This is a genomic window from Psychrobacter piscatorii, assembly GCF_001444505.1.
Lineage (GTDB): Bacteria > Pseudomonadota > Gammaproteobacteria > Pseudomonadales > Moraxellaceae > Psychrobacter > Psychrobacter piscatorii_B.
Genome location: NZ_LNDJ01000069.1, coordinates 18985 through 31477, shown reverse-complemented (window position 1 = coordinate 31477; position 12493 = coordinate 18985). Strand labels below are relative to the sequence as shown.

The window sequence follows — 12493 nt, the reverse complement described above, 5'->3', positions numbered from 1 at the left end:
AAGAAACTAGCCCGCTCATTGAGGGTAAACCTATGTTAATCGTATCTTCATTCAACAAACATGATTTATGAGCGAAGACCTTATTTAAAATCAATATTTCCATCACAAAATATTTAAAAGGACTTTAAAGTGTCAAATAATAAAAATACATTCGCCCCACAACTATCTGTCCCCGCTACTCATATGCGCGGTGGTACTTCAAAGGGGACATTCTTTAAACTGTCTGATTTACCTGAGCGATGCCAAGTCGCTGGCGAGTCACGTGATAAGTTTCTGCTACGGGTCATCGGTAGCCCAGATCCTTACGGCAAGCAAATCGATGGTCTCGGCAATGGTAGCTCTAGTACCTCAAAGACGGTAATTTTATCGGCCTCTGACAGACCAGACCATGATGTAAACTACTTGTTCGGACAAGTCAATATCACAAAACCTATGATTGATTGGGCGGGTAACTGTGGTAACTTAACTGCAGCCGTCGGTGCCTGTGCCATTAATATGGGTCTAGTTGATGCCGACAAAATTGCTAACAGCATCGATGACAATGCTGAAAGCGGTATTTGTGAAGTACGCATTTGGCAAGAGAATATCGGTAAAACCATTATTGCCCATGTGCCCGTCTATAAAGACGCAAATGACAAAGTACACGTTCAAGAGACGGGCGATTTTGAATTAGACGGTGTGACCTTCCCAGCAGCTGAAGTCAAAATTGAGTTTATCGATCCGGTTGATGCCACCAGCGACATGTTCCCGACGGGCAATTTGGTCGATGATTTCGATGTATCAGGCTGCGGTCTAGAGGCTGATAGCATCAAAGCCACCTTCATTAGTGCAGGCATCCCAACCATCTTTATAAACGCAGAAGATTTGGGCTTTACGGGTACTGAATTACAAGGCGACATCAATAGCGACAGCGAGCTACTTACCAAGCTTGAAAAAATCCGTGCCACAGGCGGCGTGGCGATGGGATTATTTAAAGATGTGAGCGAGGCGCAAACCAGCCAACACATTCCTAAAATCGCATGGGTTGGTAACGCACAGAGCTATAGCGCCTCTAGTGGTAAATCGGTCGATGCAGAAGAGATTGATCTAGTCGTCCGTGCCATGAGTATGGGGCAATTGCATCACGCTATGATGGGGACAGCAGCAGTCGCGATTGCTGCAGCAGCAACCACGCAAGGCACGCTTGTTAACAAAGCTGCTGGTGCTGGCGAGCTGACAGAGGTACGTTTTGGTCATCCATCAGGGACATTGCTCGTTGGCGGAAAAACCGAACTGGTCGATGGACGCTGGCAAGCCAAAAAAGTGTCGATGAGTCGTTCAGCAAGGCGTATCATGGTTGGTGAAGTTTTTGTGCCAGCGGATGCGTTTTAAGCGTAGTCATGGCTTACTTTAATTTGTGATAGAGTTTTATGCCGACATCTCCCCAACCACGCCGCGCACAGTTAGACAAAAAACCGCCAGTCGAGAAAAAAGAACGGCGGGCGCTGCTGTGGGATATCCTCAAAAAACTGGCGGTATTTGCTAAGCCTTATCGCTTGCTTATCATCGCCACCTTAGCGCTGACTGCTCTAGGCTCCTTTACCGCGCAAGTTAATGCCTTTGTACTACGTTATGCCGTTGATACCTTGACCGAAATCGCTACCCTCGCTGAGCCTTGGGAAGCTGGCGTGCGCATGCTGACCATTATCAGTGCGGTACTCTTAACCAAAGAGATATTATCGATATTCATCTCGTTTGGGCAACGCTTCTTCGGCGAAAAGATTCGTATCAATCTATCACGTGATTTATCGCAAAAAATCATTGAGCGCATCTTGACCTATCGGATGGCATTTTATACCAGTAGCGAAAACGACAGTGGCAAGTTGCAAACCCGTATTGACTATGGGGTCAGCAGCTTAACCAGTCTGGTACAGAACTTTTTTATCGATATGCTACCGCTGTTTGCCAATGCAATCGTGGCGCTTATCATTATGTTTTCGACCAATTTTTGGATAGGCTTGGTCGGTCTTATTATCATTCCCATTTACTTTTTTATCAGCCAAAAACAAGCCAAGCGCCTACAAGGTTTTCGTCGGCAGATGCGTGGCTATAGAGAAGCCAAAAGCGGTTTGGTAATATCTTTGATCAATTCGATCAGCGTGGTGAAATCCTTTGTCCGTGAGTCGATAGAAGCAGAAAAGCACTTAGCCATTCAAAAGGAAATGACCGATAATCAGCTGCGTATTCGCAGTATTGGGTTTGTGTATGATGCCATCAAAACCTTTATCGAGCAGATTGGTGTGGTGGTTATCATCCTGCTCACCGCTTATTTTGTCCTACAAGGTGAGATGACCATTGGAATGATTTTATTTCACGTTATGCTATTTCAAAACGTCGCTGCCCCTATTCGCCAGCTGCACCGCATCTACGACCAGATAAATAATGCATTGACCTATGCCGAAGGTTTTTTTGATATTTTAGAAGATGACAGCCAAGTCGAGAGCATCGCTGGTATCAGTAGCGACAACCTAAAAGGTCATATCGAGCTTAAACATGTCGATTTTACTTATCCGAATGGGACGCAAGCGCTCAAAGACGTCAGCTTCACTATTAAGCCCAACCGTATCACGGCGCTGGTTGGCCTCTCTGGCGCTGGCAAGAGCACGATTATCAATCTATTGGTCAAGTTCTATGCCCCAGACGCTGGTACGATCTGCCTAGATGGGCACGATCTGGCTGACTGTGATACTCACGAGTTGCGTCAGCGCATTGGGTTGGTACTACAAAGTAATCATATATTTTCGGGTACGATCAGTGAAAACATCCGTTATGGGAATATGAATGCTAGCATTGATGACATCATTGTGGCTGCAAAAAAAGCTTCTATACACGAGCAGATTATAGGGTTAGCTGATGGCTATGAGAGTACCGCTAAGTCCTTATCAGGTGGACAACAGCAGCGTATCGCGCTGGCAAGGATGTTTTTAAAAGATCCGCCGATTGTGTTTTTGGATGAGCCAACCGCCAGTCTTGATGCCATTGCCAGTCAGCAAGTTAAAAAAAGCCTCGATTTGATCAAAAAAGACCGTACCGTGATTATGGTCTCGCACAATATTGCCCAAATCATCGATGCCGATGATCTGGTAGTCATAGAAAATGGCGAAGTGGTTGAGACAGGTACCCATGAGGTGCTTTATGCCCAACGCGGCAAATACTTTGAGATATTTAGTGCCATGTCTGATAGCTTAAATTTAGACAAAATCAGCCAGACCCTAAAGGGTTAGGAATGGTTAATGACTGCCTAAATCGTTATAATGCCCCTATTTTACCGCCTATTGCCAGAAGCTTGCCCATTATGAATTGTGAATTTTCTATCAAAACCTTTGACGAGCTGACCTCAGTTGACCTTTACCATATCCTAAAAGCACGCTCGCAGGTTTTTGTCGTCGAACAAAACTGTGCTTATCAAGATATGGATGAAGTCGATTTTGATTGCTTGCATTTGATTGCTCATCAAAACGCAGCGTTAGTGGGCTATTGCCGCATTGTTCCGCCTGAATTCAATAAACTAAAATCCAATCTATCGGTCGCCGACCCTACGATCAAGACCAACCACACTGCCATGCCTGCCATCGGTAGAGTGCTTGTGTTATCAGAGCACAGAGGTGACGGCATAGCACGCCAAATAATGACTCAGGCTATTGCTCATTGCCGCAAAAAATACGGTAAAAAACGCCCGATTATTATCTCGGCACAAGTATATTTGCTTAGTTTTTATGAGTCTTTGGGTTTTGTACCTGAAGGAGAGCATTATCTTGAAGATAATATTGAGCACGTGAAGATGGTGCTATACGTTGCTAAGAAAAACAAAGTAAGAAAAGAAAGTGTGGATACTGCGTCAACCACGACCAAAGTTTTAAGCTTCCTGCTGTTTATTATAGCAGCGCTGTTTATTTTAGGTCTGCTCTATTTGATGATTTAAACGGCCTACAAAGTTTTACTTCTTAACACAATTCAGTCTGGTTGTTCCATATTGAGTATGCTACTTTTGAATGATAACCGCTTTAAAAGGATGACTGCGAGCATGGGTCAACAAAGCGAAAAGTTAGCACACTCAAGGAAGAGGAAACAACCATGTCAAATACCAATTCAGATACAGCCCATTCAAATACAAATGAGGCAACGGTAGAGAGCAATATCCGTCCAGAATATGACGATGAAATCCAAAAAATCGCTGATTATGTGCTCAATTATTCCATAGATAACGAGTCACCAAATCCTACTGATGCATGGCGTACTGCACGCCATTGTCTCATGGATACCATCGGCTGCGGACTACTGGCACTGCGCTTCCCTGAGTGTACCAAGCACTTGGGGCCTGATTGCCCTGATCAAATAACGCCGCATGGCGCTCGCGTCCCTGGCACCTCCTATAGACTAGACCCCATCAAAGCCGCTTTTGACATCGGCTGTATGGTGCGCTGGCTTGACTATAATGATACGTGGCTCGCTGCTGAGTGGGGTCATCCGTCTGATAACTTGGGCGGCATCTTAGCGGTCGCCGACTATATCAGTCAAAAAAATATCAGCCAAGGGCAAGCACCTCTGACCATGAGGGCCGTGCTTGAGGCCATGATCATGGCGCATGAAATTCAAGGCGTCATGGCACTCGAAAACTCATTCAACCGCGTGGGTCTTGATCATGTGTTTTTGGTCAAATTAGCCTCAACTGCGGTCGTCGCCAAACTCTATCAGCTGCCACGCGAGCGCATCATGGCCGCCATCTCACAAGCCATTGTCGATGGTCAGGCACTACGTACCTATCGTCATGCACCCAACGCGGGCAGCCGAAAATCATGGGCGGCAGGTGATGCAACCAGCCGTGCGGTACGTCTGGTAGATATTACCGCGCGTGGTGAAATGGGTATCCCTGGCGCATTAACCGCATCGCAGTGGGGATTTTATGATGTGCTGTTTAGCCATACCAATAAAGATCTCGCCACAAAGCCTGAAGACGATCGTCGCTTTAAATTCCAGCGAGATTTTGGTAGTTATGTGATGGAAAACATCTTATTTAAAATAAGCTTTCCTGCTGAGTTTCATGCCCAGACTGCCTGTGAAGCGGCCGTCATTTTGCATCCACATGTGAAAGGTCGAATTGATGAGATCGAAAAAATTGTCCTAACCACCCATGATTCAGCAATTCGCATCATCTCAAAAGAGGGCGCGCTTGCTAACCCAGCTGATCGGGATCACTGCTTACAATATATGGTGGCTGTGCCACTATTGACAGGCGATTTGATGGCGGAGAACTATGAGGATGACTATCACGAAGAGCATTTATCAATCGATGAGCTACGCGAAAAAATGGTGGTAGAAGAAGACGCACAGTATTCAAAAGATTACCATGACCCCAGTAAGCGCTCTATTGCCAATGCCATTCAGGTATTCTTTACAGATGGCAGTAGCACAGAAAAAGTCGCCATCGAGTATCCTATCGGTCATAAACGCCGCCGTGCCGAGGGCATTCCTATACTTGAGGCAAAGTTCCGAGCCAGCTTGGCTACTCGCTTTATCGATAGTCGGTGTCAGCAAATCATTGAGCTGTGTGACGATCAAGAAAAATTGGAGCAAACGCCAGTGAATGAGTTTATGGACTTATTTATGGCTTATTAGTGTTTTAACAGGATAACCATCCTAAATCACCCTATCATCTGTATCATTACCAAGGTATCGACTCTCCTGCCCAATCGACAAAACTGCCTGATTGGGCAGCCGTCATCCCTGATAGCACTTCCAATAAACACTCGGCGCTATACACTGGCGAGAATAGATGTCCTTCAGCGACATTGCCTTGAAACGGCGCAGATAGCTGGGTATTCACCGTGCCCGGTTGCATAACGACCACGCACACCTCTTTGAGTGATCGGCCCCATTCGATACTCAAGTTTTTCATCCCCATATTGAGCGCCGCCTTACTCATTCTATAACTATACCAACCGCCTAGCTGATTGTCAGTGATGCTGCCGACGCGGGCTGATATGGTCGCAAAAATAGCTGGATGGCTAGCGCTGCGTTTAGCTTTGGCGAGCAACGGTTTGATATGCTTGGCTATCAGCAAGCTTGCTAGTGCATTGATTTGCATGTTCTGTAAAAAGAACGCCGTTTCAATCTGCCTCAAGGCCTTTTCTGGCTGCGCAGTCTTGGTATGTAATAATCCCACGCAGTTGATGACCCAATCGACATGACCCATTGTCTGCTTGATGGTGTCGGCCGCTTTTTGGATACTGTCTTCATCACTGATATTCATGGGTAACCAGTGCAGATTTTCTGCTTCAAAGTTCGGCTCACTGCGATGATAAGTGGCGAATACTTGTGTACTATGTCTTTTAGCAGATGCGCCGTCAGTTTGATCGGCAGCTGACTCTTGTACCAGCTGCTTGACCATGGCCTGACCAATACCGCCCGTTCCGCCGATGATAAGATAGGTTTTATTATTCATGCCGTTATTCATATGCTACCCTCACTCTTTTTATGCAGCTCTTAGCACGTGTTGGTTTGTTTATTCATTTTGGCTGATTTTACGAGTGTTTGCTATGATAAAAATAATAGACATTATTCTCATTCTATATACGCTACAATAATTTTTAGCGATTAAACCCGCATTTTTTGCTTTCCATTACTTATATTGACGTTCTTATACGGATATCAGCGCCTTATGCTATCACCCCAAGACCAACTGACCGAGCTGGTACGTGCCTTAGAGACTGATCAGCACGTCTTTGCCACTGACCCGTTACTGATCACGGAAAAGCTACAGAGCGAGGATGGCACACCTATCCAAAAGCTGCATCGACGGGCCTCACGCATCGATAGCAATGGGGCGCTTGCGCGGGTACTGGGTAAGATTGATGGCCGCATAAAAGGCATCATGATCGTCATGAGTGTGGTGTGGTGCATCTCGGGATTTTTGGGACTGTTCACGCTATTGCAGTCTAATGTGGTGAATTTCTTTTATGTCTTGGTTTGCTTGCTTGGTTTTCATACTATTATGCTTGGTGGCTGGCTTGTCATGACACTTATCAATCGAGACCAGCAAGCGCCCAGTTGGTTTGCCAGCATTGTCAGTCCCAGCTATCTCATACGCGGTAAAGACGATGTGACCAAGGCGGCCGTCGATCTGTATGAGCGACAATTACAGCACAGCGGTATGCGTTGGTATTTGGGACGGTTTAGCCATCAGTTATGGCTTGCGACGTTGACCGGTATGCTGCTTGCGATTATATTTTTATTAATTGTGCGTCAGTATAGCTTTAGCTGGGAGTCGACCTTACTCTCTGATCAGGCATTAGTTAGCTTAACTCAAATACTTGGATGGCTACCAAGCATGGTGGGATTTGATGTGCCGGATAGTACCGCTATTGCACAAAGCAGGCTGGTAACAGAAGCCATGCCACTGTCTGTGGCACGGCAATGGGCAGGATTGCTAGTCGGTAGTTTACTGATGTACGGTATTGTCCCGCGTGCGATAGCATGGGTATTTTGTGCCTTGATGTTCCGCCGCAAAAAGATGCGCTTAGACATCAAGCAACCGTATTACCAAAAGATAATAAACTTTTGGCAGCGGCACGTGGTTGATGCCGATGACTTTACGGAAGCACCCGCACCTATCGCACCAAAGGCGACCGTTAGCGCCGGTAAGAAACTGGTCGCCCTGCTTGAATATCCTTCAAATCAGGATGAATGGTGGCAGTCAGGGTTGAATGATGACCGTCATGATTTTTCAGAATCAAGTAAGATTGAGAATTTTGGTATCGTCGATGATCGTGAGGACATCACACGGCTCAAACACTACTTAGACGAGCACCCTGTACAAGTCCTATTAGGTATTCATAGCAAAGCACTGCCCGACCGCGGTACGCTACGAAAACTTGATCAAATCGCCGCTCATGCAAAAGATGGTCTTATTGTACAGCTGCTTAGTGATACCACCCCTTCTGCTGGCTTGACTGACGCTCGTACGGATGATAAACCAGTAGATAAACAAGCCGTTCGCTATCAGCAGTGGCAAACAGCGCTCTCTGCGCGAAAAATTGGCTTGGTGGATATTAATTCTTAAAGTTTTTGAATGCGATACTTAATAATAATTATTTTTATAAAAGGGACAAAATAAACCAGTAATATAGAAAATAGTTATCTCTTGGATAACAAGGATGTTTTATAGTGGCTAGGAGCCAAATATGTCAACAGACAACACCCTCTTAACATCAGGTGAGTATGGTCAGATATTGGATAATTACAAAGAGGCGTTAAACCAAAGTATCTTAACCGCTGCACCAGAGTCATGGCAGCCAATGCTGGCAAGTATCTTACCTGCTCACTGGCAAGAATGGCTGTTACCGCTGGCTAGTGGCCCATTTTTCTTATTGTTTTTGGCAGAGTGGTTTTATCAGTCTAAGCGTGGGAAAAATGAAAGCTTTAGCTGGCGCCGTGCGATGACCAATTTTAGCTTGGGCGGCTCTTATCTCGGATTTGAATTGATTGTCCAAGCACTTATTGTGCTGCCTATTTGCCTGTGGCTATATCAATACCGACTATTCACTATTGAGGTGACATTGCTGACAGCCATACCCATATTTGTCGCGGTTGAGTTCAGCTATTACTGGTTTCACCGTGCCTCACACCGCATGAATTGGTTTTGGTCAGCGCATGTCGTGCACCATTCAGATGATAAGATGAATTTATCCACCGCCATGCGCCAAAGCCTGCTGTACTCGGTGACAGGTTGGTGGTTATTTTTCGTCCCGCTGATGATATTGGGTGTGCATCCTGTCTGGGTATTTTTCTTTTATGCGTTAGATTTGATTTATCAGTTCTTTATCCATACCGAGACGGTGGGGAAATTTCCAAAATGGGTTGAGTATATCTTTGACACCCCATCCAACCACCGCGCCCATCATGGTACCAATAGTGAATATATTGACCAAAATTATGGCGGCGTTCTTATTATTTTTGATCGCTGGTTTGGCACTTACGTAGAAGAAGACACCGTCAATAATCCCGTCAAATATGGGGCTGTTGGTGAGACCAGTCACGATAATATTGTTGGTCTGATATTTGGGGTGTTTTACCGAATGTGGCAGCGGTTTTTTCGTGCCAAGGGCATTAAGAAAAAAATCAAGGTACTGCTGCGACCACCTACAGCAATCTCATAGCGTATCATGGATACATAAAATACAGTTTACGATATGGACACTACGCATCCAGAACCAACCTGCCACCAGATTTGTTTTACAATAAATGGCTAAAGTTTGATCATCAATAATAATAAGACGCGACTATGAATAATGACAATAAAAAAGAAAATTACGAGCATCACACGCCTACAGGTCTTTTTGCAGACAAGGCGTTGCCCAGCCACTCAAATAATAACTCTGACACCTCGCAATCACCGGCCGCTCATTCGAAAGTGACTCATGATTATCAAGCCATATCAACTGAAGCAGTACCGCCAGCCACCACAAATGTGACAAAAAAAACCATCGCCAGTGGTGAAGCGCTAAAATTGGCGGTCGTGGGACATACCAATACCGGTAAGACCTCCATATTGCGCACGTTACTGCGTGATGTCTATTTTGGTGAAGTCAAAAACGAAGCGGCGACCACGCGTCATGTCGAGCAAGCAAGTCTGACAGACAGTCAAACGGGTGAGGTGCTGGTAGCACTATACGACACACCAGGCCTAGAGGACGCATCAGGACTTATGGATTGGTTGGAGGACAACACCGCCAGTCGCCGTGATGGTATTGAGCGCTTGCAGCAGTTTTTGGCATCAGATATCGCTCAAGGTGCAGATAGCGGTGTTCTAGACAGCTATGATTATAGCCAAGAAGCAAAAGTGATTCGTCAGCTGCTGGCAAGTGATATGGCCATCTATGTGGTAGATGCTCGTGAGCCAGTATTGGGCAAGTATAAAGATGAGCTAGCGATTTTATCGTGGGCTGCCATTCCGGTGATGCCTGTCTTTAACTTTACCGACAGTCAGAATGCCAATATTGATGATTGGCAAACCATGCTGGCAAGACGCAATCTACATATCTCCACACGTTTTGATTCCGTTGCTTTTGAATTTGAAGATGAGATGCATCTTTGGCAAAACCTAGCCACTATGCTCACTCATTCTGAGATGCTTGAGCAATTGATGCAGCGCCGGACTGAAGATTGGGCGCAGTTGTATGATGAGGCCAATATTATTATTGCTGACTTTTTATTGAATGTCGCTTCTTTTGTACGCGAGATTAATGAAGATGACGACCCGATGCCTGTATTAGAACAAATGCAAGAAGCAGTTAGACAAAGTGAGCGTGCGATGCAGCACAATTTACTTAACCTCTATAAGTTTTATGATAACGCAGTCGCGGCAACCCCGCTTGAATTGCAAGCCTATCAGCAAGACCCATTTGATCCTGAACTCCTCAAGAGCTATGGTATCCGTACCACTTCTGGCGCAGCAGCGGGTGCGCTGTTAGGGTTGGGTATTGATGCAGCAGCGCTAGGTACGACATTGGGCTTGGGTGCAGCGATAGGTGGTATCGCAGGCGGGTTACTATCTAACACCAGTAGTATTGCCGATAGGATTACTGGGGTAAAACGCTTGTATATCGATCCTGCGACGTTGACATTGCTAGCAACGCGAGCGATCGACTTACTCACTGCCCTACGCCATCGCGGCCATGCTGCTACAGACGCCACCCAGCTATTATATAAAGGCGAGAAAAGCAGCCTTGAGACATCGTCAAATGATGATAGCAACAGCAATACTGATAAAGATAGCAACCCGATTACCGTATGGCCTGCGAATAAATTACCTAGTGAGCTAAAAAAGGCTCGCGGCAAACCGCAATGGTCATCGCTTAGCAGTGGTAAGTCTGAACAGGCGCAGCTGCTGCGCGCAGATATGGCATGGTCGCTGTCGGGCAAATTACAGACCTACAAGCGTGAGTCATGAGTTGCTATCATTTAACAACGCACTCAATGCCTCTGTGCCACGTACGTCTGTTTGCTGCAGATAAACTGGATACAGCGGATATTTAGAAAAATTGTTTTCAATATCCTGCAGCAAATCCTGCTGACGCTCAGCACGGCGGCGCCAAAACTCATCCGACTGCGTTGTTGATATCAACTGATTGATGACTATTGCTGCGGGCGTGAGCTTGCTGTCCTCTAGCTGTTCGATAGCCCGTTTGGTCTCAGCCAACGGCAACACGTCAGCCGTCATAACCAACACAATTGCCGTTTGTGTACGATCATGCAGCAGCAGTCCTGCTTGACGAAATAACTGCTTGCGCTTTTCTAGCACGGATACCGCTTGCTCCCAGCGATCAGGCTTTTTTGCGGCAAACGGATTGGCCACATGGTTCTTTTGAGCGCTATCCGTTTGACTGCTTTTTTGATTGTGACTGTCCAAATGCGTCGCTACTGAGCGTAGCTTGGCTTGCCGTCGTTGCTGAGCAAGCAGTCCATCTGTCCATGCACCCATCATTTCTGGTAGTACTAGCAACCGTAGCGTATGCCCTGTCGGTGCAGTATCAAAGATAATATGCTCATAGCCTGCATCTGCCGCTTCGACTAAATGCTGGCACATGGATTCGAGCATCGCTGCTTCTTGGGCGCCGGGTGCTGATTTTGATAGTCTCAGATGCTCACGAATTTTGGGCATCATATCTGGATTGGCATAGGATTTAATCGTACGCTCAACTTGAGAAAAATGCTCGTCAACGATTACATCAGGATTTAACTCAATGGCATCTAAATAAGGTGATATTGCTGTTTTTGCGTTATTAAGCTGTGTATCCAACACGTCGCCCAAGCTGTGTGCTGGATCGGTTGAGACAATCAGCGTTTTTTGCTGCTGGCTTGCGTAATAACTGGCAAGTGCGGCGGCAGTAGTGGTTTTTCCCACACCGCCCTTACCGCCGATAAATATAATCGGTTGTGCTTTTAGTTGTTCTACTAATGTATGTAGAGGATGTAATGCCATATTTTCATCTCATTTCTTATATTATTTTTATTTTTCAATCATAAATAAACGATTAGCAGCAGCCAACATGGTCAAATGGGCATCTATCCATACCCATGCGCGTGTGCCATTCGTGAAAGTTTTCTAAAAATAACGGCTGTAACTCTAAGGTATAAAAGCTGGCAGGATTATCAATGCCTAAGCTTTCAGCAAACATCAGCAGCATAAAGAAATCTTCTTCATCACGGGCAGCACGTGCCATCGTTTGGCGATAAGGTGCATGATAAAACTCATTCAACCCAGCCACAAATCGTTGCCACCATGGTTGAGTACTCTCTGGTGGTTGGGCGTTTTCTATATCATTTGATGTGTTTTTATTTTCCATAATTCGCTTATACCCTACTTATTTCTTATTGCCTATCATGCCTATGTGATACAAAAAACGCCAGCAATTGCTGCTAGCGTTTTTGAGTTGATAAATATTTAATATGGTTT

Annotated in this window: 10 protein-coding genes; 7 read left to right on the top strand and 3 right to left on the bottom strand. The window is 45.7% G+C overall.

Going from position 1 to position 12493, the window contains the following annotated elements; translation table 11 throughout:
* Positions 1 to 129 precede the first annotated feature (129 nt).
* The 4 genes from prpF to AS194_RS07235 all read left to right on the top strand — a co-directional run bounded on the left by prpF (position 130) and on the right by AS194_RS07235 (position 5655).
* The gene (prpF, locus tag AS194_RS07250) at positions 130 to 1371 is read left to right on the top strand and encodes a 2-methylaconitate cis-trans isomerase PrpF (protein WP_058024842.1); all 1242 of its coding nucleotides are present in this window, start codon (positions 130 to 132) and stop codon (positions 1369 to 1371) included.
* Positions 1372 to 1409: 38 nt separating this feature from the next.
* Positions 1410 to 3263, top strand: a complete 1854-nt coding sequence (locus AS194_RS07245; RefSeq protein ID WP_058024841.1) for an ABC transporter ATP-binding protein — start codon at positions 1410 to 1412, stop codon at positions 3261 to 3263.
* A gap of 71 nt (positions 3264 to 3334) precedes the next feature.
* The gene (locus AS194_RS07240; RefSeq protein WP_058024845.1) at positions 3335 to 3961 is read left to right on the top strand and encodes a GNAT family N-acetyltransferase; all 627 of its coding nucleotides are present in this window, start codon (positions 3335 to 3337) and stop codon (positions 3959 to 3961) included.
* 152 nt (positions 3962 to 4113) lie between these two features.
* Positions 4114 to 5655: a bifunctional 2-methylcitrate dehydratase/aconitate hydratase gene (locus AS194_RS07235; RefSeq protein ID WP_058024840.1), complete on the top strand. Its 1542-nt coding sequence runs from the start codon at positions 4114 to 4116 to the stop codon at positions 5653 to 5655.
* 46 nt (positions 5656 to 5701) lie between these two features.
* Here AS194_RS07235 and AS194_RS07230 read toward each other — a convergent pair whose 3' ends face one another.
* Positions 5702 to 6481 carry an SDR family oxidoreductase gene (locus AS194_RS07230; RefSeq protein WP_058024844.1) on the bottom strand — a complete coding sequence of 260 codons (780 nt, stop codon included), beginning with the start codon at positions 6479 to 6481 and terminating at the stop codon, positions 5702 to 5704.
* 216 nt (positions 6482 to 6697) lie between these two features.
* On the opposite strand from AS194_RS07230, the gene AS194_RS07225 reads away from it, so the two are divergent.
* The 3 genes from AS194_RS07225 to AS194_RS07215 all read left to right on the top strand — a co-directional run bounded on the left by AS194_RS07225 (position 6698) and on the right by AS194_RS07215 (position 10987).
* Positions 6698 to 8098 carry a DUF2868 domain-containing protein gene (locus tag AS194_RS07225; RefSeq protein ID WP_058024839.1) on the top strand — a complete coding sequence of 467 codons (1401 nt, stop codon included), beginning with the start codon at positions 6698 to 6700 and terminating at the stop codon, positions 8096 to 8098.
* A gap of 121 nt (positions 8099 to 8219) precedes the next feature.
* Positions 8220 to 9194, top strand: a complete 975-nt coding sequence (locus tag AS194_RS07220) for a sterol desaturase family protein (RefSeq protein WP_058024838.1) — start codon at positions 8220 to 8222, stop codon at positions 9192 to 9194.
* A gap of 125 nt (positions 9195 to 9319) precedes the next feature.
* Positions 9320 to 10987, top strand: coding sequence for a DUF3482 domain-containing protein (locus AS194_RS07215; protein ID WP_058024837.1), 1668 nt, complete (start codon positions 9320 to 9322; stop codon positions 10985 to 10987).
* Here AS194_RS07215 and AS194_RS07210 read toward each other — a convergent pair.
* A complete protein-coding gene (locus AS194_RS07210; RefSeq protein WP_058024836.1) occupies positions 10982 to 12019 on the bottom strand; it encodes an ArsA family ATPase in 1038 nt (345 codons plus the stop codon). The two genes, AS194_RS07215 and AS194_RS07210, sit on opposite strands and share 6 nt — an antisense overlap.
* Before the next feature lie 52 nt (positions 12020 to 12071).
* A complete protein-coding gene (locus AS194_RS07205) occupies positions 12072 to 12383 on the bottom strand; it encodes a cory-CC-star protein (RefSeq protein WP_093070887.1) in 312 nt (103 codons plus the stop codon).
* Positions 12384 to 12493: the final 110 nt, after the last annotated feature.